The organism is Thermovibrio guaymasensis (genome assembly GCF_003633715.1).
In the GTDB taxonomy this organism is placed as follows: Bacteria; Aquificota; Aquificia; order Desulfurobacteriales; family Desulfurobacteriaceae; genus Thermovibrio; species Thermovibrio guaymasensis.
Map to the genome: position 1 here is coordinate 934284 of NZ_RBIE01000001.1, position 23478 is coordinate 957761.

A 23478-nucleotide genomic window follows, 5' to 3' on the forward strand; every position below is an offset into this window, starting at 1 on the left:
GAAAAGGCAATTGAGAATAGGCTGGAAAAGATTGCCGAGAAGTTTAGAGAAATAGAGGAAAACCTTGGTAAACCTGAAGTTATTTCGGACCAGAAGAGGTTCCAGGCCCTTGCAAGGGAACACAAGGAACTTCAGCCTATATACGAAACTTACATGGAGTACAAGAAAGTTAAAAAGGGAATAGAGGAAGCCTTAGAGATAATAGATACTGCTGAGGATGAGGAGTTCGTTGAACTTGCAAAGGAGGAGAAGAAGGAGCTTGAAAGCAGAGCTGAAGAGCTTGAATCGGAGTTAAAGAAACTCCTAATCCCGAAAGACCCTAACGATGAGAAGAACGTAATCCTTGAAATCAGGGCAGGTGCAGGGGGAGAGGAAGCTGCACTCTTTGCCCAGGAGCTCTTTAGAATGTATTCCCGATACGCCGAGAGGAAAGGCTGGAAGGTTGAAATCCTCTCGCTCAACGAAACCGGCCTTGGAGGTTTTAAAGAAGTAGTTGCAATGATCTCAGGAAAGGGAGCTTACTCAAGGCTTAAGTACGAGTCAGGAGTTCACAGGGTCCAGAGGGTTCCCGTTACAGAATCGGGAGGAAGGATCCACACATCAACTGCAACGGTTGCAATCCTCCCAGAGGCTGAAGAGGTTGACGTTGAGATAAACGAGAAGGACTTAAAGATTGATACCTACCGCTCATCAGGAGCCGGAGGACAGCACGTAAACACAACAGACTCTGCAGTAAGGATTACCCACATACCTACCGGAATAGTAGTTACATGCTCAAATGAACGCTCACAGATACAGAACAGGATAAAGGCAATGAAAATCCTAAGGGCCAGGCTTAAAGAGCTCTACGAAAGACAGCAGAAAGAAAAGTTAGACTCTGCAAGGAGGAGTCAAGTAGGAACCGGTGATAGGAGCGAGAAGATCAGAACTTACAACTTCCCAGAGGGAAGAGTAACGGACCACAGGATTAAACTAACACTGTACAACCTCCAGGAGTTCCTTGACGGAGAACTTGACGAAATGATTGACGCCCTTGCTGCAGCAGAGCAGGAGAAGAAGATAGAGGCCCTCTCAAAAGAGGGTTAATTAAATTGTTTGAATTATAAAGTTTTTATCTATAATATCCCTTTTAAATTCCTTCAAGGAGAAATAAATGGCACAGAGAGAGGAGTTCCTTCCAAAGTGGATAGCCTGGGAAATAACGAGGCGCTGTAACTTAAAGTGTATTCACTGCCGCTCTTCCTCAACCATAGAGTCTGAGCAGGGAGACTTCTCAACCGAAGACGGAAAGAAGCTCCTTGAAGATATAGCGAAAATCTCAAAGCCGACCATCGTCTTAACTGGAGGAGAGCCCCTTTTAAGGGAAGATATATGGGAACTTGCCCAGTACGGAACCGACCTTGGATTTAGGATGTGTATAGCTACGAACGGAACTCTCGTTGACGATGAAGTCTGTAAAAAGATGAAGGAAGTCGGAATAAAAATGGTCTCCCTCTCCCTTGACGGCTCAACTCCTGAAATTCACGACGACTTCAGGAAACAGCCGGGAGCCTACGAAGGAGTTATTAAAGCAGCAGAGCTCTTTAACAAGCACGGAATACCCTTTCTAATAAACTCCTCCTTTACAAAGAGGAACGCCCACGACATTCCCAACGTATACAAAAAGGCAAGGGAGCTTGGAGCAAAGGCTTGGTACATGTTCATAGTTTTGCCGGTTGGAAGGGGAGAAGAGGCAAACGCAGAGCTCCTTGATGAGAAGGAAGCTGAATACTGGCTCAACTGGCACTACGAATTAGAGAAAGAACTGATTTTGAAGGGAGACAATACAATCTTAGTCCGCCCGACCTGTGCCCCCCACTACTACCGAATCTTCTACCAGAACGCAAAGAGGGACGGCCTTGACCTAAAGAGGAGAAACCTCGTTTTTGGAACGGGCGGAGGAAAGGGCTGTGTTGCAGGACAGTCAATTGCCTACATAGACTGCCACGGTTGGCTCAGACCGTGCAGCTACTTTCCAAATTCCGATATAAACGTCTTTGAAGTCCCCTTCCACGAGGCCTGGTTTAAGTCAAAAATCATGCAGGACATGAGGAAAGTTGAGGAGTACAAAGGCAGGTGCGGAGTTTGTGAGTACGTAAAAATCTGTAACGGCTGTAGGGTAAGGGCCTACTGGAAGTACGGTGACTACATGCAGGAAGACCCAATATGCAACTACATCCCGGTAAAAATGAGGCTCGGTGCAGGAAGTAAAACAGCAGTTTCCCAAACTAAAAAAGAGGATTAGGAGAAGGAAATGTCAATTAAAGAGCACCCAATCCTAAAGGCAGCAAGGGGAGAGAAAACTCCTTACACGCCTATCTGGATTATGAGACAGGCAGGCAGGTACTCCGAAAGGTACAGGAAGATTAGGAAGAAGGCCGGAAGTTTTATGGACCTTTGCAAAAACCCCAAACTTGCTGCAGAGGTTACCTTAATACCTATTGAGGAAATCGGAGTAGATGCTGCTATCCTCTTTTCAGACATACTCGTTCCCGTTGAGAAGATGGGAATAGGAGTAAAGTTCGTTGAGGGGAAAGGGCCCATCCTTGAACCTAAGGTTGAGAGCGTAGACGACGTAAAGAAACTAAAAGTTCCAGAACCTGAAAGAGACCTACCATACGTCCTTGAGACGATAGAGCTAATTAAGGAGAGGTTAACCGATAGGCCCTTGATAGGTTTTTCCGGAGCTCCCTTTACCTTAGCAAGCTACATACTAGAAGGGGGGAGCTCTAAGAACTACATAGCCGCAAAGTCAACGATGTGGAACGAACCGAAGCTCTGGGAAAGTTTAATGGACAAACTGGCTCAGACAGTAACAGAGTATCTCTCTGCACAGATTAGGGCAGGCGTAGACTTGGTTCAAATCTTTGACTCTTGGATGGGAGTCCTTTCAAAGGAGGACTACGAAAAGTACGCATTTCCTTACACTCAGAGGATAGTTAACGAGCTAAAAAAGAGGCACCCTGAGACTCCGATAATCCACTTCGGAGTAAACGCCCAGCACCTTTTAGAGGTAAACAACCGCCTAAACGTTGACGTAATCGGCCTTGACTGGAAGATCGAAATCCCCGAAGCCCTCGCAAAAATTGACAAGTCAATTCAAGGAAACCTTGACCCGGTAGCCCTCTTTACCGACGAGAAGTTAATTGAGAGTAAAGTAAGGAAAATCCTTGAAGAGGGTCTAAAGGCCAAGGGACACATATTCAACCTAGGACACGGCATTTTGCCACCTACAGACCCCAAAAAGGCAAAATACCTAGTTGACACGGTTCACAGAATCAGTAGGGAGCTCAGAAGTTAAAATGGAGAGGAAGGCAAAGTTAATCTTAACGGCTCTCCTCTTTGTGGGAGCCGTTGTTTCCAGCTACTTTGCCGTTGAAACTTATGCAAACTACACTTTAGAGAAGAAGTTTGCCAACAGGCTCTCAAAACTCCCCCTTTACGCTTCTTACAGGAAGTTCCACTACAACTTATTGAAGAACGACGTTGAGATAGATGACTTAACTTTTAAAGACAGCAGAACCTATATCTGCGTTGGAAAGCTTTACATAGACTTACCGTTTACAGCTAGGAAGAAGGAGGTTCCGCAGGCCTTCTCAGTTAAAGCTGAAGACCTTGAGCTCCCTTCCGACTTTCTCGGCTTTAGAGAACTTTTAAGGTTCGTCGGGTACAGAAACCCTTTTGTAACTGTTAACTTTGTCTCAAGTTACAGTTTTAAAGGTAACAGCATTGAAGTCTCCTCAACTGCAGTGGCAAGGAGGTTGGGAGGTATAAACCTAGAGCTCAAGCTTGAAGGGATAGATAGAAAGCTAACTCAGGAATTCCTTGAAGGGAGAATTCCCGTAAGGTACATTGAAGAGAAGGGAGCTCTTAAGGAGTTTAAGCTAACCTATAAGGACTTCGGCCTCTTCCAGCAGTTCCTCAGCTTCGTTGGCTCACAGGAAGGCCAAAAGCCAGATAAGGTGAAAGAGGAACTAAAGAGAAGTATTGTCCAAGCAATCAGAAGGAGAGGCGAAATTGCTGAAAGAGTAGGGCTACCACTCCTCCTTTTCGTTGACAACCCTGACTGCTTAAAAGTGGAAGTAAAACCTCCATTTCCGATAAAAATTTCTCAGCTGGTAGATATGGCATCTAAGAGGCCAAAAGTGGAGGAGATAATAAAAACCTTAAACTTAAGATTGACAACCTGCAATTAACCTTTTGAAGACTTATACTTCCTAAACCTCTTCTTCATCTCCTCAATTGGAATCGGCCTTGCAACCACACTCTTTGCAGGACAGACATTTTCACAGTGACGGCAACCGCTGCATATCTCCGGGAAATCTGGAACAATTTTCCCTTCCTCGTCAATACCCCTAGTCTCACAGAGGTTTAAACACCTCTCACAGTGTTCACACTTACTGTAGTCAATTGAATCAAGGTAGCTGGGAGTATAGAGAATCCCCCCTAGAGTTAAGTAGGCGTAGTTTCCGTTTTCATCAGAGAGTAAATCCTCTTCCCTTACGTCTAATTCCTCCAAACTGGAGGAACAGTTAACTCCTCACAAGAATGCATCTTCGGGACAGACAATCTTGCAGAATCCGTCTCCTATACACAGCTCCAACTTCGTTATTACTGCAACCTTTTTACCTTCAACCTCTTTAAGCTCTATACAGTTTTGAGGACATACCTCAACACACTCACTACAACCTGTACACTTTTCAATGTTAATTCCACCGGGATACTGGGGAACAAAGGGTGAACCATCCTGACACAGAATTACCCTTTTCCTCGGCCTCTTAAGTTCGCTCATAATCCAACCTTTAGCATAAAAAGTAGATTACAGTATAACTAATTTTAATAAATTGCAGAATACAAATATAGCATTGATTATTATCAATTAGAGCTCAATACCAAGTTCCCTTATCTTCTTCCTCAGAGTGTTCCTATGAATACCGAGAACTTTAGAGGCCTTAACTTGGTTGAAGTTACACCTTCTCAGAACTTCTGTTATTAAGATCCTCTCTGCACTTTCAATGACAACTCTATAGAGGTTATTTTCCTCCTTCTGCTCAACAGTAAATACCCTCTGGATGAAGGAGCGAATCGCCTCCTCAAAACTTGGAGCTCCACCCTCCCTAACAGAACCTTTCAAATCTGAAGCGGTTATGAAGTCTGAAGAGGAGAGGACCATAGCCCTCAAAATCATATTTTCAAGCTCTCTAACGTTGCCGGGAAAGTGGTAGGCCATCAGGAAATCAACAGCTTCTTCAGAAAGCTCTTTGAGAGGAAGCTTAAACTCGTTAGAAAACTTCCTGATAAAATGGTAGGCAAGGGGAATAACGTCCTCTTTCCTCTCCCTTAGAGGAGGTATTTCAACCTTAACAACGTTGAGCCTGAAGTAGAGGTCCTCTCTAAACTTCCCCCTCCTTACTTCCTCTTCAAGGTCCCTGTTGGTTGCAGCAACTACCCTTACATCAACTTTTTTAGTCCTTTCAGAACCTATCCTCCTGATTTCCTTATCCTGTAGGACCCGAAGGAGCTTTGCCTGAAGCTCTAAAGGAAGTTCCCCAATCTCATCAAGGAAAAGGGTTCCTCCGTCTGCCTGCTCAAAGAGCCCTCTCCTAGAGGAAAGGGCTCCAGTGAAGGCTCCCTTTTCGTACCCAAAGAGCTCTGCCTCAAGGAGGTTTGGAGGAAGTGCAGCACAGTTAACGGCAACAAAAGGTTTATCCTTCCTATCAGAATACCTATGGATAGCTTTTGCAATGACCTCCTTTCCCGTACCGCTCTCTCCAGTTATTAAAACTGTTATTGAGCTCCTTGCAACTTTGCCCACCAGCTTGAAGATCTCCTGCATCTTTTTGGAGCTCCCAACAACCTCCCCCTCCGAAACGAAAGAGTAATCTTCAACCTTCTCTCTCTTTAAAAACTTATCCAGAACCTGAGAAATCTCCTCAAAGGAGAAGGGCTTCGTTATGTACTCAACTGCCCCCCTCTCAATGGCTCTAACCGTATAGTCCACCGTTCCGTAAGCTGTCAAAATAACAATAGGAACTTCCTTAACCCTCTCCAAAATTTCAAGGCCGGAGAGTTTGGGCATTTTTATATCAACAAAGGCAACGTCAACTTCACCTTTCTCAAGTATGGAGAGGGCCTCCTGGCCGTTTTCTGCCTCAACAACTTGGTGCCCTTTACTCTGAAGGTACTTCCTTAAAACCAGCCTTATACTCCTTTCATCGTCAGCAACTAAGATCCTTGCCATCTCTCCTCTTCATAGGAATTAATACGGTTACCTGGGTTCCCACCCCCTTCTCACTCTTAACCCTTACCTCTCCTCCGTGTCCCTTAACAATCTCCCTAACTATAAACAGACCCAATCCACTTCCCTTCTCCTTAGTCGTGAAGAATGGAAGGAAAAGGTTGTCAAGTTCCTCTTCATCCATCCCTCTACCGGTATCTAAAAAGTTAACGTAGATAAAGTCTGCAGGCCTTATCGCGTAACCGGTTTCAACCGTAAGCTCTCTCCTTTTAGAGTTCTCCATAGCCTCAAGGGCATTCTTGACTATGTTTATAAAAGCTTGCGTTAGCTTATCCGGGTCAACAGGGATCTCAGGGAGGGAAGGATCAAAGGTGTAATTTACTTTAACTCCCATTGAGTTTATCCTGTGGGAAAAGAGGTTTACTGCCTTCTGAATTACCCTGTGAATGTTCTCATGTTTAAATGAGGGCTTTGAGAAATCGTAACCCTTTGATATGTCTTTAAGGAGCCTCTCTATCCTCTCAACTTCGCCTATTATAACGTTAGCAAGCTCCTCATCGTAAACCTTAAGCTCCTTAAAGAGCTTTGCAGCTCCCTTTATACCTCCAAGGGGATTCATTATCTCGTGGGAGAGGCCTTTCAGAAAGAGGTGAAAGTTCCCTGTAAAGGGGTTTTCTGGTACCGGCTCAAATATAACTAAAACTCCTTTTTTCACGGAGGAGACGAAAAAGGGGGAGAAGTGGACGAAAGTATCCTTTAAACGGTAGCCTATTACCTCTATCTCACCTTTAAAGGAGCGCTCAATCTGTTTATCAATTTCAGGGGAGGATAAGAGCTGGCTTAACTTCCTCCCCCTTAAGTACTTCTCCGAGCGGTTAAGGAAGAGCTCAAACTTCTGATTAACTTTCTCTACTTCACCCCTTTGGTTAACTATTACTAAAGGGAAAGGGTGGGAGAAGAGTAGATCTTCAAGCTCCAAAGTCCTTCCTTAATCAATTAGGTTATGAGGCCTCCGCCCCCTTTATTTCCGCCTTTTGGGAACTCCTTTAACTTTGATACGTCAATTGCGCCTGCTGAGGGAAGTTCTATACCGGCAGCAGCAGCCTTAAACTGCTGGTGAAACTCCTTTAACCTTGAACGGTCCCCAACGGGAACGATTGAGACTATCTGTGATTTAAGGATGTAAGCCTCTACAGGCTCATTTGCAGTAGGGTCAAGGGGCATAATTGTTGCCTGAGCTCCCTTTGTTGTAGGAAGAAGAGCAAAAGCTCCTGCCTCTTTGAGTTTTACGTGATCCGGTGAAATCTCCTCAACTATACCGATAATTCCAGAAGTCGGAACTACTCCCTCTCCACCGGCAGTTTGAATGAAAACCAGCTTACCTTTCAACTCTTCCATCTCTCTCCTCCAGGTTTATTTTGGGAGATTTAATATATACCTTTCCTTAAAGAGAGAGTAGAGAGAAATTGCAACGGCGTTTGATACGTTTAAAGAGTTAACGTGCCCTCCCATCTCTATCTCAACGAGCTGGTCAACCTGCTTTAAAGTGCTCCTTGAAAGGCCCCTTCCCTCAGACCCTGCAACGAGTCCCAGGGGAAAAGGAAAGGAAACTTTTGAAAGGGGCTTACCTCCGGCCTCAAGCCCAAAAAGCCAACCACCTGCCTCCTTAAACTCCCTCAGGGCAGTTGAGAAGCTGTTTACAACCGCAAAGGGAACGTAGAAAACAGCACCAGTAGAGGCCTTAACTACAGTTTCAGTTATAGTTACACTCCTGTCCTTTGGAAGGACTATCCCCTTAACCTTAAAGGCGTCTGCCGAACGGAAGATCGCCCCCAAGTTATGGGGATCCTCTATCCTGTCAAGGAAGAGGAGGTAACTCTTTTCATCTACCGTCCTCTTTAAGAGCTCTCCGTAATCTACAGGCTCAACAGGAGAGACTAGCGCAACTATACCTTGGTGTTTCTTCGTCTTTGAGAGCTCAAAGAGCTTCTTCTTTGGAACCTTTACTACCTTTATTCCGAGTTTCCTAGCAAGGGGAAGGATCTTTTCCCTATCCCTAAAGCCCTCTTCAACGTAGACCTTCAAGATAGGATAACCGGCCCTCAAGGCCTCTGCTACCGGGTTTACTCCGTAGATAACCATCACTGACTCACCTTCAGGTCGTCTTCCGTTCCCTCTTCACCGTCAGGGCCGGGGGAAACAAGGGTAAAGTGTTTCCCATCTGAAACGTAAATAAAGTCGTTACCCCAGGCGTCCTTGGGGACCTCATCAAGGTAAGGCCCTTTCCAGTTCTTCGGAACTGGCTCAACTTCGGGCTTCTCAACTAAAGCCTTTAAACCCTGTTCGGTTGTTGGGTAAATTGAGTTGTGGAGCTTATAAAGCTTTAACGCCTGCTCAATGTTCTTCATCTGAACCTTAGTTGTTGTTGCCTTGGCCTCTTCACCGCTCCTTAAGAACTTTGGAGCTACAACTGCAGCAAGAAGGCCTAGGATAACTATAACAACCATAAGTTCAATTAGGGTAAAGCCTCTCCTTTTACTCTCTCCACCAGTCATCTCCTACCTCTCTAACAAATTCAAGTTTTGTTACAAAGCCTCCTTCCTTCAAGTACTCTACAGCCTTCATTGCTTCATCGTAAAAGTCAGGAGCAACCCAGAGCTCTATAAGGCCTTCCTTAGAGCTCCTGGTCCTAACAGTAGCTATCTCGTGGTACCACTCAAAAATCGCGTTAATAAAGGCAATTTCCCTAGGGTCCACCCTGTAGAGCAAGTTCCTTCCCTTTATGAGCTTCCTCACAGCTCCATCCCCTCAAGGTACGCTCTCTCAAACTCTTTGCTCGTTGCAAGTTCAAGGACTTGAGTTTCAGACTTAAGCTCTTTAATCCTCCTTCTCTTTTCCCTACCTCCAAGCATTAAAGACGCTCCCCTTAGGGCTAGGTTGCCAACTGCTCTTGGAGGGGGTAACTCCTCAGGTATAAGCTTAACTCCCCTAACGCTCCTTGGGTCAACGTGACTTCCAAAGGCCCCTGAGAAGAAGAGCTCCCCTCCATCCCTACTCTCAGAGAGGACCTTCAGGGCTCCAAAAACTGCGCCCTTGGCAAGCAGGAACTTCCTAATATCGCTTTGGGTTAGTGCAACTACAGTTTCCCCGTCGTCGTAAAGAACAAAGGCCTTTTCACCGTTTACTTCCCTAATCTGCTGGGAAATTAGGGAAGGAGCATTAGGAGTAAAAGTCCCCTCTCTGTTTATCGCCCTAAAGCTCTTAAGGAGGTAGATTAGGTCAAAGTAGGCGCTTGCGCACATTCCCTTCGGCTTTTCTCCTCCAATTGTCAAGAACCTAAAGCTCCTTCCGTCAAAGAATACTTTGTAGACTGCCCCAGGTGAAGCTGCCATCCCAGAAAAGAGGCCAACTCCCTCAAATGCAGGCCCTGCAGGAACTGACGTGGCAAGCTTTTCATTGAGAGTGTAGTAACCAATTTCTGCATTAGTTCCAAGGTCTGCAACCAGGAAGTTCTCACTCCTCTCCTCAAGGACTAAGAAGTTTGAAAGGAAGTCTGAACCGACAAAGTTCTTTAAGGGAGGAGGGAAGTAGAAAAGTGTATCTGGAAAGGAGTCAAGGGAGAGCTCCCTCCCAGTCAAATAGACCTCCTCCTCAACTTCCAGGTTGAAAGGATACCTCTCAAATCCCTTAACAGGAAGGTTTAACATGAAGTGGTGGATTACAGGGTTTGAAACGGCAACGACGAAGGAAACCTCCCTACCAAACTGTTTTAAGAGGAGCTCAACAGTTTGAAGTAGGAGCTCCCTCAAAGTCTGGTAGTTTTCCCTTGACTGCTCTACCCTGGTTACTACGTCGGCTCCAAAGGAAGTCTGTAGGTTAACCGCCTTATAGCTATCTAAAAACTCTCCAGTTTCCAGACTGAATAGGGCAGCTTCAACTCCGGTTGTCCCTACGTCAAGGGCAACTCCAAAACCCTTTAGGTTTTCATCAACCGGAATTTGAGGAAGCTTCTCCCCTTTTCTAACAAGCTCCTGGTCCGGAACTTCAACTTCTCCCTTAAAGGGACCGAAGAGGAGGCAGGAGGGCTCCTCCCTACCTTCTACTTTAACTATACACTTTCCGCAGATTCCCCTTCCGCCGCAGTAGGCGGAGCGGATTAAACCTCTATCCCTTAAGACTTGATACAGGGTCTTTCCCTTTGGAACTTCTACAGTTAGCTTCATCTAACCCTTTAGTAGATAGGAGTTAGCCAGTGGGAGTACTTAGGGTTATCCCCCTTAACAACGCTAAAGTAGACTTCCTGAAGTCTCTTAGTAATAGGTCCGATTTCACCGTTTCCAACTACAACGTGGTCAATCTGAACTACAGGAGCAACCTGGGCGGCGGTTCCCGTGTAGAAGACCTCGTCTGCAACGTAGAGCTCACTCCTCAGAATCGGCCTCTCCTCAACCGTTAGGCCAAGCTCTTCCCTTGCAAGGGTTATTACGGCATTTCTCGTTATGCCCTCAAGGATGTTTGAAAAGGAAGGAGTAGTGATTAACTTCCCGTCCCTGACTATGAAGATGTTTTCCCCGCTACCTTCAGCAACGGTTCCGTCAGGATTGAGCATTATAGCTTCATCGTAACCGTTTAGGAGGGCTTCAGTCTTTGCAAAGGCACTGTTAACGTAAGCTCCAGCAACCTTACAGCGGGCGGGAATCATAGTATCGTTAATCCTGTGCCAGGAAGAGGTCTTCGCCTTTAGTCCCCTTGAAAGGTCAAGGTAGTCACCAAGGGGAACTGTATAGATTGCTATCTCCGTTTTATATCCGATTAACTTGGGAGAAATCGTAAGGTCTGAAAAGTAGGCTATGGGCCTTATGTAAGTATCCTCCTTGTGGCCACACTTCCTCAGGAGCTCAACAGTAATATCGGTTAACTCCTGAGCGCTCTTCTCAACCTTTAAGTTGAGAATCTTACAGTTTGCAAGCATCCTTTCGTAGTGCTCCTTCAGAAAGAGGCCGTAGAGCTGCCCCTTCTCCTCGTTCCAGTAAGCCCTAACCCCTTCAAATACGGCAGTACCGTAGTGGAAGGAGTTTGTCTGAATGTTTATGTTTGCCTCTTCAATTGGAACGAACTTACCCTCAAAGTAAGCGTACCTCTTCATTTCTCCTCCGCTCCTTTCCTACTTCTGTAAATTAGAATAGTTAAACCTGCCAAAAGCATTATAATACTAATAATCTGGTTGTTACTGAAAAGACCGAGGACATCCTTAGGAGTTGCCCTTAAGAACTCTATAGAGAACCTAAAGAGGCCGTAGAGTATAAGGTAGAAGCCGAAGATCTCTCCAGGAAAGCGCCTCCTTCTATAGATCAGGTAGAGGATCAGCGCAATTAGGAAGTTTGCAAGTGATGAGAGGGGCTGAGTTGGGCAAAGGGGAACTCCAAGGGGAGCTGCAGAGTGGGGATCCTTAAAGACAATGGCAAAATGAGAGTGGCACTCCCTTCCGTAGCAGCATCCTGCCATGGTACAGCCAATCCTTCCAAAACCAAGGCCGACGGAGAGGGCAATTGAGGTTATGTCTGCAAACTTCCAAATCGGAATCTTCCTCTTTCTAATGAAGTAAAGGGCAGTTAGAGCTCCGAAGATAACCCCTCCGTACCAGACAAGCCCCCCTTCCCAGATAAATAGAACCCTATAGAGAGGCTTTGCATACTGGGGATTGTATATGAAGAAAAAGAGTCTCGCTCCGATTAAACCAGCAACAACGCTCCAGAACGCCGTATCAGCAACGTCCTCCCTCCTTATTCCCTCCCTCTCTGCAAGTTTTAGGAGAATCAAGGAGCCGAAGAAAATTCCAAGGGCAACCATAACCCCGTAGGTGTATATAGTAATCGGCCCAAACTTAAAGAGTATCGGGTGCATCTATACCTCCTTCTTTAAAAAGGCTAAAAGCACTTTATCTTTAAATAGGAAGAGGAGAAAAAAGTAAGCCAAAGAAGCAAAGAGAATAGTCCCAATCAAAACTGCAAGTTTAAACCCAAAGGAACTCCTTGAAAAGTAAATTAGACTTCCAAAGTAAGATACAATTCCAACGGGAACAGAGAAGATTAGGTACTTTAAACCCAACCTCCAAATACTGGGAAAGAGAGAGTAATTGAGCCTCTTTGATAGGAAAAAGGATAGGAGAAGCAAGTTTAAAAGGGAAGTAAAGCTCGTTCCAAGGGCAAGGCCGGGAGCTCCAAGACCGAGTACAAAACAGAGGATCAGATCTGTAAAGAGGTTAAAAATCAAAGTCCCTGCAGATACGTAAACGGGAAGCTTAAACTCTTCAATTGAGTAAAAGGCGTTTGTAAATATCTTCTCAAGGGAAAAGAAGAAAAGTCCGACTGAGTAGCCTACCAAAACCCAGTAAGTCCCGTTGAGGGCTTCAACAGTGAACTTACCGTGGTTAAAGACAATATCAACTATCGGCTTACCGAAGAATACAAGGCCAACAGCAGAAGGGACTATAATGGTAGAACAGAGGGTCAATCCATCTAGGAGCTCCCTCCTTAAATCCTTCCTATCCTCCTTACTTGAAAACCTAGGAAGGAGGACTTGAGAAAGGCCTATCGCAAACATCCCCAGAGGAAGCTGAACGAACCTGTTTGCGTAGTAGAGGTAAGATATCGCTCCACTTGTTAAAAAGGAGGCTATAACTGTATCAATCAGCATTGAAAACTGCCTTACTGCAAAACCGAAAATGCCTGGAACTGTATTCTTCAAGGTCCTCAAAACGTCGGAAGTCACCTTAAAAACCGGCTTTAAGGGGAAGGATAGCTTCCTTAAGAAGTAAACCTGAAGTAGGACCTGAAGGATACCCCCAAGGATAACCCCGACGGACAAACTCTCAATAGAGAGGTAACTTGAGAGGAAAAGGGCACAGAGAACCATTGATAGGTTAAAGAGGGTAGTTGAAAAGGCAGGGGCGAAGAAGTGGTTTAAGCTGTTTAAAATCCCTCCCATAAAGGCAACCAGGCTGACAAAGAGGATGTAGGGAAAGAGCTCCCTCAGAAGCTTAACAGCAAGGTAGAAGGAGTCTCCTTTAAAGCCCGGAGCAATCAACTTAACGATGTATGGAGCAAAAACTTCTCCCAAGATTAGGGTAAGTATTAGAAAGGAAAGGAGGAGGGTAAAGAAACTTCCGGCAAACTGGACTGCCTCTTCAAAAGAGCTCCTTAACTTCTTCGTAAAGGCGGGAACGAAGGCAGAATTGAAGGCCCCTTCTGCGAAAATCCTCCTTAAGAGGTTTGGAACTCTAAAGGCAACGAAGAAGACGTCTGTTAGAGCTCCTGCTCCAAAGAGGGTAGCTATAACTATGTCCCTTACAAGGCCTAAGAGGCGACTAGAGAAGATTGAGAGTGATACAATAGCTGCTGACTTTAATAACTCCTTCATGGTGGGGAATTATAATTGAAAGTCTGCGTAATAGGTGCCGGAGTTGTAGGCAGCTTCCTAGCAAAGAAGTTAAGTAGGGAAGGTTACGAAATAGCGGTTGTTGACGTTGACCCATCAAAACTTGAACAGCTTTCCCTCACTGCAGATGTTTTAACTATAAACTGTAACGCCCTTGAAGTTAACTGCTTAAAGAAATTGGACGACTTTGAACTCTTCGTCGTCGTTACGGAGAGCGACGAGAAGAACGTTGCGATAACTACACTACTAAAATCGCTCTTTAAGAAAGAGAGAATCATCTTCAGAGTAACCAACAAAGCCCTTTCCTCCCCTCCCGTTAAAGAGTTCCTAAAGGCTGAACCTGTAAACATACTCTCTGAAACCGTCCAGAAAGTTCTACTGAGCGTTAAGTACCCCTTTGCAAAGGAAGCCATAAGGCTTGAAGGAGAAAACCTTATAATCTTGAAGATTGAAGTAAGCGTTGAGAGTCCTATTGCTGGGAAACAGATTGCAGAGCTCTCACCCCTCAGGAGGGAGCTCCCCTTCACAATAGTTGCAGTTGAAAGGGAAGGAAGAGTTATAATTCCAAAGGGAGAGGACTTCATCTTCCAGGGAGACGTAATCTACGTTGCAGTTAAAGAGGAGAAGGCCCAAGAGTTGGCCAAAGTCTTAAAAATACCCTATCAGCCGGTAAGACTTGTCTTTGTGGTAGGTTACTCGCCCTTTACCGAAGACCTCATCGGGAAGCTATCTGAGCTAAAGGATTTAAAAGTAAAGTTTATATCAAGGAATAAGAGAAAGTGTGAAGAGATATCCGGAAAGTACCCTGAGGTTGACGTCTTCTTCGGAGAGCCTACAGACGCCGAACTCCTCAAACAGGAGGGGATAGACAGGGCAGACCTAGTTGTATCAATAACTGAGGATGAGGAGGCGAACATACTCTCTGCAATCCTCTCAAAGAGGTTGGGTGCAAAAAGGGCATGTGCACTTATAACCCACCCTGAGTACGAGGAAATCGTTGAATCTATAGGAATAGACATACCGATAGCCCCAAGGAAAGTCCTTGCTGCAAAGGTGTACAGGCAGTTAAGTAGGAGGAAGTTCTTAGAGATTGTTGAGCTCTCAGACAACCTGGATGTCGTAGAGATAGACGTTGAGAAAGAAAGTTTAGTAAAGGATTCGGACGTCTGCGGTCTCATAGTTGCCGTAAAGAGGGACGGGGAGACAGAAATTGCAACCGGTTCTACCCTCTTAAAGCCGAAGGACAAGTTAATCTGCGTTGTTGAGAGGAAGTAAATTGAGGCTCTCCCTAATCTTTAAGTACGTAGTGACGATACTCTTCTTCCTCTCAACCTCCTTCCTAATTCCGGCAGTCTACTCCTTCTTCTCAAAGGACGGTTTAACGGAGAACTTCCTATTTCCGCCGATTTTGATGGGAGCTCTCCTACTACTTGCACTCCAAATTAAAGAAAAGGTATCAGACGTAAACGTCAAAGAGGCCCTTTTAGTCGTAGCTCTCGTCTGGTTCCTCTTCCCAGCACTTTCAGCAATGTGCTACATGGAAACCGGAGCTATTCCCAGATTTGTAGATGCCTACTTTGAATCTGTCTCAGGTTTTACAACTACAGGAGCCTCAATCCTTACAGACATTGAATCACTTCCAAAGAGCGTCCTCCTCTGGCGTTCGACTACCCACTGGATAGGGGGAATCGGTTTTGTTGTTTTCTCCCTCTCCCTACTACCCCTTTTGGGAACGGGAGGAGCCCAGTTAATGAGAATAGAGGCTGCAAAGGCCGTTGAGGAGAAGGTTTTACCGAGAGTTAAAGAGGTAGCAAAGGCAATCTTAACTGTATATATAATCTTAACTCTACTTGAAATAGTCCTACTAAAAATTGTTGGACTTCCCCTCTATGAGGCGGTTAACCACACATTTGCTACGGTAGCAACAGGAGGTTTCTCAACTAGGAACTCAAGCGTTGGAGCTTTTAACTCATTTTTAGCTGAGATGATTATTGCGGTTTTTATGATTCTCGGAGCTCTTAATCTCTCACTTTACTACAGGGCCTTTAAAGAAAGGAACTTAAAGCTCTTCTTATCATACTACGAAGTTAAAAGCTTCCTGATAATAATTTCTATTTCAACAATAGTAACGACCCTAGTCCTCTACTTTCAGAATTATTACCCTAACCCCATAACTGCATTTAGATACGCCTTCTTTCAAATTGCAACTGCAGCAACAACAACCGGGTTTGCTTCAACAGACTACTCCAGCTGGCCCCCCTTTATCTTGGCCCTTTTAATGATACTGGCCTTAATAGGAGCTTCCTCAGGCTCAACAGCCGGAGGAATAAAGCAGTTTAGATTCCTGGTAATGGTCAAGACTGCTATGAAAGAGCTTAAAAAGACAGCCCATCCGAGACTCGTTTATAGGATTTCCCTAGGAGATAAGATCCTTGATATCTCACTCCTAAACACAATTTGGGCTTTTATTTCAATCTACTTTTCAACAACCATCATCTTCGGATTAGCCTTAACCCTTTCAGGCTACGACTTAATAACCTCCTTTTCAGCCTCAATAGCCTGCATAACAAGCTTGGGACCTGGTCTTGGAAAAGTCGGTCCTGCAGGAAACTTTGCCTTCTTCTCAGACTTTGACAAACTCCTCCTATCAGTTGAAATGCTCCTTGGAAGACTTGAAATATTTCCAATACTAGCCCTTCTGATCCCAGAGTTTTGGAAAGAGTATTAACAACTATGAGGACATGGCACTTGAAAACCTTTAAACATGAGTATATTTCCAAAGAAATTCCCGAAACTTTTATCTTGGAGGTATAGAAGATGAAAAAAAGCAACTATATAGAAAAGCTAAAGAAAATTTTAGGCACAGAAAAAGTTAAAGATTCAACTTCCTGGAGGTTATCGTACGCTTACGATGGAACACCTACCGGATATAAGGGAGTACCTGACGTTGTTGTCTTTCCTGAAGATGAAGAGGATGTAGCTAAAGTTTTAGCGTTTGCAAATGAGAATAGGATTCCGGTCTATCCGAGGGGAGCAGGTTCGGGGTTAACGGGAGGTTCAGCTCCACTTGAAGGAGGAATCGTAGTTTCTACTGAGAAGATGAACAGGATAATTGAGATTGATGAGGACAACTTAGCCGTTCTAACTGAACCGGGAGTTGTAACTTACGAGCTCCAAAAGGAGGTTGAAAAGAGAGGGCTTTTCTACCCACCTGACCCTTCAAGTTACAAGTACTCAACAATCGGCGGAAACATAGCAGAGAACGCTGGAGGGCCAAGGTGCGTTAAGTATGGAGTAACTAAGGACTACGTAATGCAGCTAGAAGTTGTATTTGCAGATGGAACGATTTCAAAGGTAGGCTCCAAAGCAGTTAAGTCTGTTGCAGGGTACAACTTAAAGGACTTAATAGTTGGCTCTGAAGGAACCCTTGCCTTCATAACAAAGGCTTACCTAAAGCTCATTCCTTCACCTGAGGCAGTTAGAACAGCAATGGCAGTTTTCCCAAAGGTTGAACAGGCAGCTCAGGCAGTTGCCGACATGTTTAAGAACAAAGTCATACCTACTGCATGTGAGTTCCTTGATAAAAACTCAATAGTTGCAGTTGAAAATTACGCAAAGATAGGACTTCCAACTTACGCTGAAGGACTTTTAGTAATTGAGGTTGACGGATACGAAGCTGTAGTTGATGAGCTGATAAACAGGGTAATAAAGGTCTGTAAGGAGGCTGGAGCTGAAGAAATTAAGAGGGCATCTACACCAGAAGAGAGAGAAGCCATCTGGCTTGCAAGAAGAGCGGTTTCCCCTGCAATTGTTCAGCTTAAGCCGAAGAAAATTAACGAAGACGTTGTAGTCCCTAGAAACAAAATTCCGGAGATGATTAAAAATGTTTATAAAATAGCCGATAAGTATAATTTGATGGTTGTTAACTTCGGCCATGCTGGAGACGGGAACATTCACGTTAACTTCATGTACGAGCCGGAAGAAGAGGAAAGGGTTGAAATGGCTGTAAGGGAAGTTTTTGAGCTTACTCTCTCACTGGAAGGATCAATTTCAGGTGAACACGGTATAGGGTGGATGAAGAAGGAGTTTCTACCCCTTGAGGTGGGAGAAGCCCTTGAGAAGATGAAGGCTATTAAGAAAGCTCTAGACCCTAATAACATACTAAACCCGGGGAAGATCTTTGACCTCTAAGGTCTTTCCCCTTTTATTGTACTTCAATACTCTTAACTAGGTGGTGAAAAGATGGATATAGCCACCCTAATAGGTATAGGCGGTGCTTTCTTACTTATCATTGTTTCTATTGTAATCGGAGGAAGTCCTGGAGCGTTCATTAACATTCCCTCTCTCTTAATCACAGTCGGCGGTGGACTTGCCGCAGGAATGGCCGGCTTTCCCATGGGAGAGTTCATAAACGGCCTAAAGGCCATGCTTAAGGCCCTCAACCCCGGGATGCCAAACCCTATAGAGGAAATAGACTTTTTAACAGATGTAGCAAAGAAGGCTAGGAAGGAAGGAATTTTAGCCCTGGAGTCCGACATTGATACTTTCTATTCAAGGGACCCCTTCTTCGGCGGAATAATGAGAATGTTAATTGACGGACTTGAAATAGAAGAGATAAGGAGTACAGCCGAAGCATCCATGGCGCAAATAGAGCAGAAACTATCAACAGAAGTATCGGTCTGGGAATCTCTGGGAGACCTCTTTCCAGCCTTTGGAATGATCGGAACGCTAATCGGTCTTATCCAGATGCTCCAGAACCTATCCGACCCTTCAGCTCTCGGTCCCGGAATGGCCGTAGCGATGATTACAACCCTCTACGGTGCAATACTTGCCTATACTCTATGTATTCCCATTTCTAAAAAGCTCAAGTACTACAAAGACCTTAAAATGCTCTTCCTTGAAGCATACCTTTTAACTGCAGAAGCAATAGAAAAGGGAGTTAACCCAAACATACTCAGACAAAAGCTTGCAGGTCTCTTTGGAGTGGAAGTAGAAGAGGGTTAAGTAGATGGCAAGAAAGAAAAAGGAGGAGTGTAAAGCTCCTCCTGCCTGGCTCACAAGTTTTGGTGACCTAATGTCCCTCCTTTTAACCTTCTTTATTCTCCTCTACTCTATGTCAACTATTTCCCTTGAAAAGTTCTACCAGGCAATAAAGGGAATAATTGAGGCCTTCGGCGGCCACTACGTAGTCTACGAAGAAAGGGTAATAAGGGGTAAAAACGTTCCCGTCCAGATGCCGAACATGTACCCTAAGATGAAGAGCAGAAAGGAAATTGAAGAAAAAGTCCACAAAATAAGGGAAACTTTAAAAGCTCTTGGAGTTGACTCTGAAGTTGCAAAGTACGGCCAGAGTATAAGGCTGAGAATAAACACAGATAAGATCTTCCCTCTTGGAAGTGACAAACCTTACCCTGAAGCAATTCCTCTAATTATGGAACTCTGTAAGAAACTAAAAGAGCTTGATTTACCTTTAACTATAGAAGGACACACAGACAACACTCCAATTAGAAATGGAAGGTTTCCCTCAAACTGGGAGCTCTCAGCTGCAAGAGCAACAGCAGTCCTAAGACTCTTTATTCAGTGTGGCTACGACCCTAAGAAACTCTCAGCTGCTGGCTGCGGAGAGTACCACCCAATAGCTCCAAACACAACTCCAGAAGGGAGAGCTAAAAACAGGAGAATTGAAATAGTGATTCATCTACCAATGTAGGAGTAGGATGGCAAGGAAGAAAAAGGAAGAGTGTAAAAGCGTACCGGCATGGCTAACAAGCTTTAGTGACCTAATGTCACTCCTTCTGACCTTCTTCATTCTCCTTTACTCTATGTCAACTCTTGATATAACAAAGGCAATGAAGTTCCTATCATACTTTCAAGGAGAAAAAGCAAAAACTTTTAAACAGATTTCCATAGTAAAACCTATAAAGATCTATACAGAAGATGTTGCCCGAAAGATAAAAAAGCTAATAAAAAGACTCCTTCCGGTATACGGTTACCAGCTGGTAGTAACTGAACAATACGTAATGATCAGGCTCTTTAACAAAATTCTCTTTGAAAAGGACACTGTAAAACTAACTCCCCAGGCTAAGAAAGCCCTTGAGAAGATAGCTCAGGTAATAAAATCCTTAAACGGAAACTACAGGGTAAGAGTTGAAGGCCACACGAGTAAAGGTGAACCTACCAAACCGATAAAAGGTGTTAACGACAGTTGGGACCTCTCAATTCTAAGGGCCACTCAAGTTGCAAAGTACTTAATATCAAAGGGCGTTGATCCTAAAAAAGTTTTCGTTGTCGGTTACGATGCTACAAGACCCCTTTATACCTGGAACAATCCAATACTTCAGGCAAGGAACAGGAGAGTTGAAATCTACCTTGAAGTTGCAGTTCCTAAGGAAGAAGAGGAGGAGAAGGTTCTAATAAAGAAAAAGGAGAAACTCCCCACCAAAGGCGGGGAGGAACGGAAGGCTAGTTCAGAAAAACGTTAAGTTTCTTCCTCATTGCATACTCTCTCATCTTCTTCTTAGCCCTGGTTTCAAGCTGGCGAACTCTCTCCCTGCTTATCCCTAACTTCTCACCTATCTCCCTTAAAGTCTTAGGTTCATTCCCGTCAAGTCCAAAGCGCATAATAATTATCTTCTTTTCCTGAGGAGTTAACTGCTCAAGCATTTCCTGAATGCTCTGCTTGAGTTCCTCTTGAACTACCTTTTCCTCAACTTCAGCGGTCCCTTCACCCTTAAGGAAGTCCTTAAAGGTAGTATCTTCCTCATCACCAATGGGAGTATCAAGGGAGAGTGGAACCTGGCAGATGGAAAGGAGTCTCTCTATCTCCTTAGGCTCCATCCCAACGTGCTGCGCAAGCTCCTCTATGGTTGGTTCCCTTCCAAGCTCTTTAAGGAGCTCCCCGTAAGAACGGGTAATCTTGTTGACTAAAACTGCCTGTTTTACAGGTATCTTAACAGCACCTGTCTGCTGGGCAAGGGCCTGCATTATGGACTGTCTAATCCACCAGACTGCGTAGGAGATAAACTTAACTCCCTTATCAGGGTCAAACCTTCTAGCCGCCTCAATCAGCCCCAAAATCCCCTCAGCTATAAGGTCGTGAAGGGGAAGACCGCAACCGAGGTACTTCTTTGCAACGCTGACAACAAACCTTAAGTTTGACTCAACAAGCTTCTTTAAAGCTTCCTTATCCCCCGCCTTTGCCCTCTTTGCAAGCTCAATCTCCTCCTCCCTCGTTAAAAGAGGGATCTTTGAAATTGACTTTAAGAAAGCGTCCAGAGAGTCCTTATCAGGAACAAAGGATTCAATTAAAGTAGGATCTATCTCCTGATCAAAGAGGGTAAGACTTGTCTCTTCTCCCTCAAAGTCTAAGTTATCAATATCTACATTCTCTTCATCTTCAAATAGAAACTCCTTCTCTTCCATACCAACCTCTCCTAATCTTCAGGGTTTAAAACTACGTAAATTACTCCTTCTCCCCTTACTACTTTAAGGAGAACTCCGGAGCTACCTGCCTTCTTAATAATACTTAACAAGTCATCAACACTCTTAACGGGCCTTAAATCCTTGGGAGTTACACCAGCAGCGACAATAATATCTCCCTCTCTAAGGCCTGCATCATCAGCAGATGAACCTGAGCTAACCTCAGTAACAATTAAACCGTGCTTGACCCACTTTGGAACTCTCAACTTGCTCTTCAAATCAGGAGTTAACGGCTGAACGGAAAATCCAAATTTAGACATTAAATCAACATGGGCAAGTGACTGGGTTCCCGGCATTTGGCCAATTTTCACTTTAAGGACCTTTCTCTTACCGTCCCTAATTACAGTAATTTTGACTTCCTCACCGGGCTTTGTATTTATTACTTTTAACTGAAGGTCTGTAACGTTCTTTACAGGTTCTCCGTTAAACTCAACAATTATGTCTCCAGCCTTCAAACCTCCCTTTTCAGCAGGACTGTTGGGCATGACTTTAGTTACGAGAACCCCTTCTTTAACGCCAAACTTCTTAGCAAGTGAAGGAGAAACGTCCTCAATGTAAACTCCAAGCCAACCCCTTATTACCTTACCGTACTTAAGGAGGTCATCCATTACTTTCTTTGCTATGTTTATCGGAACTGCAAAACCAAGTCCTTGAGCATTCCTAACTATAGCCGTATTGATCCCGATAACCTTACCGTGAATGTCACAAAGAGGACCACCGCTGTTGCCGGGATTTATCGCAGCATCGGTCTGGATGAAGTTCTCTATCGGGTTAAGGCCTAAACCGTGTCTTCCCTTAGCAGAGATAATACCGTGGGTCACAGTCCAGTTTAAACCGTAAGGGTTACCAATTGCTATAACGAATTGACCAACCTTTATCCTATCTGAATCCCCAATTTCAACTACAGGAACCTTTTTATCTCCAACTTTTATCTTTATTAGAGCAACGTCGGTCTTTGGATCAGTTCCAACAACTTTTGCCTTATAAACGGAGCCGTCACTCAGTTTGACCTTTATCTTCTTAGCCTTTGATACAACGTGGTTGTTCGTCAGTATGTATGCCCAGCCGTCTTCAACCTTAACAATGAAACCTGAACCCAGAGAGCGTGTTTCAAAACGCCGGGGAATCTCAGGGAACGGAAATCCGAAATCATGAAAGAAATTCCTAAACTCGGGGGGAATGGGAGGGTGCTTTATTTCTACCTCAGAAACTGTACTAATATTAACGACTGCAGGCTTAACCTTTTCAACAACTTCCTCAAAAACGTTCTGGAGGGATTCAACAACCTCGTAGTCCCGAACCTGAGTTGAAAGGGCCGGCTGGGAGGAGAAAAGACCAAAAAGGAAAACTGCAGCCGTAAAACTCCTTAGAAGCTGTCTGGTGTTCATCGCACTACCTCCTTTTGATTTTACTTGTTCTCTGTTAAAGCGTAGATTATTTTCTTAACCTTCTTCTCACTTAGAACCCTCTTTGCACCTATGAACCTTCTCTTAAAGTACCTCTCACTCAAGCTGGAAATAGCAAGGCCATGGTACATTGATGAAAAGTGGATAAATCTGCCGTTTCCTATGTAAATACCTACGTGGGAAGGATAACGGGCGTAAGTTCTAAAGAAAACCAAGTCTCCAACTTTTAAGTTACCAATATCAACGGGCACACCAACGTTAAACTGAGCCCTTGCAGTCCTTGGAAGTTTAATTCCAAGTTTCCTATAGACGTACATCGTAAAAGAGGAACAGTCTAGGCCAAAGTGAGGGTTATTCCCACCGAAAACGTAGGGAGTATTCTTCAGTTTCTTAAATATCTCAGCAAAGAGCTTAAAGAGAGCTCCCTTATACTCAGGATCGTTAAGAATTGAAAGGCTCCAATTATCGTACTTTACGTCCAAGGGAGTAGAAAGAACCTGCGCAAGCTCTTCAGCCTCTCTGTAAACAACTTCTGTAAGAGGGTTAATCTCACTCCCTACAATTTTTGAACTCAGAGCCTGTTCCGATTCTTTCTTAAGGAATGCTATAGTCTCACCGCTCTTTCTAGGCTTAAACTTCCTGTACCAAGAAGGAGTATGTCTTGTTCCGGGAATTATTAGCTTCTGTCCAACCCTTATAGTATTACTCCTCAAACCGTTCAGCCTCTTTATCTTAGACACAGTTGTGTGGAACTTCTTAGCAATCTTGTAGAGGGAGTCACCGGGTTTAACCCTGTAAATATCAGCCTGGACAGGTAGAGCAAAAGTGAAGGCAAGCACAAGGGAAGTTAACAATCTCTTCAAACTATCCTCCTCCAAT

25 protein-coding genes are annotated in these 23478 nt (G+C 44.4%); 10 read left to right on the top strand and 15 right to left on the bottom strand.

All coding sequences use genetic code 11. The features are described from left to right. The first annotated feature begins 9 nt into the window (after positions 1-9). The 4 genes from prfA to C7457_RS04835 all read left to right on the top strand — a co-directional run bounded on the left by prfA (position 10) and on the right by C7457_RS04835 (position 4235). Positions 10-1086 carry a peptide chain release factor 1 gene (gene prfA, locus C7457_RS04820; RefSeq protein WP_170137365.1) on the top strand — a complete coding sequence of 359 codons (1077 nt, stop codon included), beginning with the start codon at positions 10-12 and terminating at the stop codon, positions 1084-1086. 67 nt (positions 1087-1153) lie between these two features. Next, complete coding sequence (locus tag C7457_RS04825; protein WP_121170526.1) at positions 1154-2284, top strand: radical SAM/SPASM domain-containing protein; 1131 nt, start codon at positions 1154-1156, stop codon at positions 2282-2284. A 9-nt stretch (positions 2285-2293) separates the two neighbouring features. Continuing rightward, positions 2294-3340, top strand: coding sequence for a uroporphyrinogen decarboxylase (gene hemE / locus C7457_RS04830; protein WP_121170528.1), 1047 nt, complete (start codon positions 2294-2296; stop codon positions 3338-3340). A 1-nt stretch (position 3341) separates the two neighbouring features. Beyond that, entirely contained in the window at positions 3342-4235 is an 894-nt protein-coding gene (locus C7457_RS04835; RefSeq protein ID WP_121170530.1) for a hypothetical protein, read from the top strand. On the opposite strand, the gene C7457_RS04840 is transcribed toward C7457_RS04835, so the two are convergent. The 12 genes from C7457_RS04840 to murJ all read right to left on the bottom strand — a co-directional run bounded on the left by C7457_RS04840 (position 4232) and on the right by murJ (position 13696). Next, positions 4232-4558 (bottom strand): ATP-binding protein, encoded by a 327-nt coding sequence (locus C7457_RS04840; RefSeq protein ID WP_121170532.1) that lies wholly within the window; start codon positions 4556-4558, stop codon positions 4232-4234. The genes C7457_RS04835 and C7457_RS04840 overlap by 4 nt on opposite strands. A 21-nt stretch (positions 4559-4579) precedes the next feature. Further along, positions 4580-4831 (bottom strand): 4Fe-4S binding protein, encoded by a 252-nt coding sequence (locus C7457_RS04845; protein ID WP_121170533.1) that lies wholly within the window; start codon positions 4829-4831, stop codon positions 4580-4582. 87 nt (positions 4832-4918) lie between these two features. Then, complete coding sequence (locus C7457_RS04850) at positions 4919-6280, bottom strand: sigma-54-dependent transcriptional regulator (protein WP_121170534.1); 1362 nt, start codon at positions 6278-6280, stop codon at positions 4919-4921. Further along, entirely contained in the window at positions 6258-7256 is a 999-nt protein-coding gene (locus C7457_RS04855) for a two-component system sensor histidine kinase NtrB (RefSeq protein ID WP_121170535.1), read from the bottom strand. The genes C7457_RS04850 and C7457_RS04855 overlap by 23 nt, the downstream gene beginning before the upstream one ends. 17 nt (positions 7257-7273) lie before the next feature. Further along, positions 7274-7675, bottom strand: a complete 402-nt coding sequence (locus tag C7457_RS04860; RefSeq protein WP_121170536.1) for a hypothetical protein — start codon at positions 7673-7675, stop codon at positions 7274-7276. Positions 7676-7690: 15 nt separating this feature from the next. Beyond that, a complete protein-coding gene (gene rlmB / locus C7457_RS04865; protein ID WP_121170537.1) occupies positions 7691-8419 on the bottom strand; it encodes a 23S rRNA (guanosine(2251)-2'-O)-methyltransferase RlmB in 729 nt (242 codons plus the stop codon). Next, entirely contained in the window at positions 8419-8832 is a 414-nt protein-coding gene (gene gspG, locus C7457_RS04870; RefSeq protein ID WP_121170538.1) for a type II secretion system major pseudopilin GspG, read from the bottom strand. The genes rlmB and gspG overlap by 1 nt, the downstream gene beginning before the upstream one ends. Beyond that, a complete protein-coding gene (locus C7457_RS04875) occupies positions 8813-9073 on the bottom strand; it encodes a DUF4911 domain-containing protein (RefSeq protein ID WP_121170539.1) in 261 nt (86 codons plus the stop codon). The genes gspG and C7457_RS04875 overlap by 20 nt, the downstream gene beginning before the upstream one ends. Continuing rightward, entirely contained in the window at positions 9070-10500 is a 1431-nt protein-coding gene (locus C7457_RS04880; RefSeq protein WP_121170540.1) for an ASKHA domain-containing protein, read from the bottom strand. The genes C7457_RS04875 and C7457_RS04880 overlap by 4 nt, the downstream gene beginning before the upstream one ends. Before the next feature lie 8 nt (positions 10501-10508). Then, complete coding sequence (locus tag C7457_RS04885; RefSeq protein WP_121170542.1) at positions 10509-11423, bottom strand: branched-chain amino acid transaminase; 915 nt, start codon at positions 11421-11423, stop codon at positions 10509-10511. Continuing rightward, positions 11420-12181, bottom strand: coding sequence for a prolipoprotein diacylglyceryl transferase (gene lgt / locus C7457_RS04890; protein WP_121170544.1), 762 nt, complete (start codon positions 12179-12181; stop codon positions 11420-11422). The genes C7457_RS04885 and lgt overlap by 4 nt, the downstream gene beginning before the upstream one ends. Continuing rightward, positions 12182-13696 (bottom strand): murein biosynthesis integral membrane protein MurJ, encoded by a 1515-nt coding sequence (gene murJ / locus C7457_RS04895; protein WP_121170546.1) that lies wholly within the window; start codon positions 13694-13696, stop codon positions 12182-12184. A 15-nt stretch (positions 13697-13711) separates the two neighbouring features. On the opposite strand from murJ, the gene C7457_RS04900 reads away from it, so the two are divergent. The 6 genes from C7457_RS04900 (at position 13712) to C7457_RS04925 (ending at position 20196) form a co-directional block, all read left to right on the top strand. Continuing rightward, complete coding sequence (locus tag C7457_RS04900; RefSeq protein ID WP_121170549.1) at positions 13712-14989, top strand: NAD-binding protein; 1278 nt, start codon at positions 13712-13714, stop codon at positions 14987-14989. Position 14990: 1 nt separating this feature from the next. Continuing rightward, on the top strand, positions 14991-16442 hold the full coding sequence (locus tag C7457_RS04905) for a TrkH family potassium uptake protein (RefSeq protein ID WP_121170551.1): 1452 nt from the start codon (positions 14991-14993) through the stop codon (positions 16440-16442). 89 nt (positions 16443-16531) lie between these two features. Beyond that, on the top strand, positions 16532-17905 hold the full coding sequence (locus C7457_RS04910) for an FAD-binding oxidoreductase (RefSeq protein ID WP_121170553.1): 1374 nt from the start codon (positions 16532-16534) through the stop codon (positions 17903-17905). A 51-nt stretch (positions 17906-17956) separates the two neighbouring features. After that, positions 17957-18718, top strand: coding sequence for a motility protein A (locus C7457_RS04915; RefSeq protein ID WP_121170555.1), 762 nt, complete (start codon positions 17957-17959; stop codon positions 18716-18718). 4 nt (positions 18719-18722) lie between these two features. Then, positions 18723-19424: an OmpA/MotB family protein gene (locus tag C7457_RS04920; protein WP_121170557.1), complete on the top strand. Its 702-nt coding sequence runs from the start codon at positions 18723-18725 to the stop codon at positions 19422-19424. Positions 19425-19431: 7 nt separating this feature from the next. Beyond that, positions 19432-20196: an OmpA/MotB family protein gene (locus C7457_RS04925; protein WP_121170559.1), complete on the top strand. Its 765-nt coding sequence runs from the start codon at positions 19432-19434 to the stop codon at positions 20194-20196. Here C7457_RS04925 and C7457_RS04930 read toward each other — a convergent pair. From C7457_RS04930 to C7457_RS04940, 3 genes are read right to left on the bottom strand one after another with little or no spacing between them, the layout of a single operon-like run. Next, complete coding sequence (locus C7457_RS04930) at positions 20177-21136, bottom strand: sigma-70 family RNA polymerase sigma factor (RefSeq protein ID WP_121170561.1); 960 nt, start codon at positions 21134-21136, stop codon at positions 20177-20179. The two genes, C7457_RS04925 and C7457_RS04930, sit on opposite strands and share 20 nt — an antisense overlap. An 11-nt stretch (positions 21137-21147) precedes the next feature. Then, complete coding sequence (locus C7457_RS04935) at positions 21148-22581, bottom strand: DegQ family serine endoprotease (RefSeq protein ID WP_121170563.1); 1434 nt, start codon at positions 22579-22581, stop codon at positions 21148-21150. Positions 22582-22601: 20 nt separating this feature from the next. Then, positions 22602-23462 carry a C40 family peptidase gene (locus tag C7457_RS04940; RefSeq protein ID WP_121170565.1) on the bottom strand — a complete coding sequence of 287 codons (861 nt, stop codon included), beginning with the start codon at positions 23460-23462 and terminating at the stop codon, positions 22602-22604. Between the last annotated feature and the right edge of the window lie 16 nt (positions 23463-23478).

Excerpts from the sequence above, each read along its gene's own strand:
- C7457_RS04860 (WP_121170536.1), bottom strand. The coding sequence starts at position 7,675 with ATGGAAGAGTTGAAAGGTAAGCTGGTTTTCATTCAAACTGCCGGTGGA.
- C7457_RS04935 (WP_121170563.1), bottom strand. The coding sequence starts at position 22,581 with ATGAACACCAGACAGCTTCTAAGGAGTTTTACGGCTGCAGTTTTCCTT.
- C7457_RS04850 (WP_121170534.1), bottom strand. The coding sequence starts at position 6,280 with ATGGCAAGGATCTTAGTTGCTGACGATGAAAGGAGTATAAGGCTGGTT.
- C7457_RS04930 (WP_121170561.1), bottom strand. The coding sequence starts at position 21,136 with ATGGAAGAGAAGGAGTTTCTATTTGAAGATGAAGAGAATGTAGATATT.
- C7457_RS04885 (WP_121170542.1), bottom strand. The coding sequence starts at position 11,423 with ATGAAGAGGTACGCTTACTTTGAGGGTAAGTTCGTTCCAATTGAAGAG.
- C7457_RS04910 (WP_121170553.1), top strand. The coding sequence starts at position 16,532 with ATGAAAAAAAGCAACTATATAGAAAAGCTAAAGAAAATTTTAGGCACA.
- rlmB (WP_121170537.1), bottom strand. The coding sequence starts at position 8,419 with ATGGTTATCTACGGAGTAAACCCGGTAGCAGAGGCCTTGAGGGCCGGT.
- C7457_RS04880 (WP_121170540.1), bottom strand. The coding sequence starts at position 10,500 with ATGAAGCTAACTGTAGAAGTTCCAAAGGGAAAGACCCTGTATCAAGTC.
- gspG (WP_121170538.1), bottom strand. The coding sequence starts at position 8,832 with ATGACTGGTGGAGAGAGTAAAAGGAGAGGCTTTACCCTAATTGAACTT.
- C7457_RS04920 (WP_121170557.1), top strand. The coding sequence starts at position 18,723 with ATGGCAAGAAAGAAAAAGGAGGAGTGTAAAGCTCCTCCTGCCTGGCTC.
- C7457_RS04825 (WP_121170526.1), top strand. The coding sequence starts at position 1,154 with ATGGCACAGAGAGAGGAGTTCCTTCCAAAGTGGATAGCCTGGGAAATA.
- hemE (WP_121170528.1), top strand. The coding sequence starts at position 2,294 with ATGTCAATTAAAGAGCACCCAATCCTAAAGGCAGCAAGGGGAGAGAAA.
- C7457_RS04925 (WP_121170559.1), top strand. The coding sequence starts at position 19,432 with ATGGCAAGGAAGAAAAAGGAAGAGTGTAAAAGCGTACCGGCATGGCTA.
- C7457_RS04915 (WP_121170555.1), top strand. The coding sequence starts at position 17,957 with ATGGATATAGCCACCCTAATAGGTATAGGCGGTGCTTTCTTACTTATC.
- lgt (WP_121170544.1), bottom strand. The coding sequence starts at position 12,181 with ATGCACCCGATACTCTTTAAGTTTGGGCCGATTACTATATACACCTAC.
- C7457_RS04845 (WP_121170533.1), bottom strand. The coding sequence starts at position 4,831 with ATGAGCGAACTTAAGAGGCCGAGGAAAAGGGTAATTCTGTGTCAGGAT.
- C7457_RS04835 (WP_121170530.1), top strand. The coding sequence starts at position 3,342 with ATGGAGAGGAAGGCAAAGTTAATCTTAACGGCTCTCCTCTTTGTGGGA.
- murJ (WP_121170546.1), bottom strand. The coding sequence starts at position 13,696 with ATGAAGGAGTTATTAAAGTCAGCAGCTATTGTATCACTCTCAATCTTC.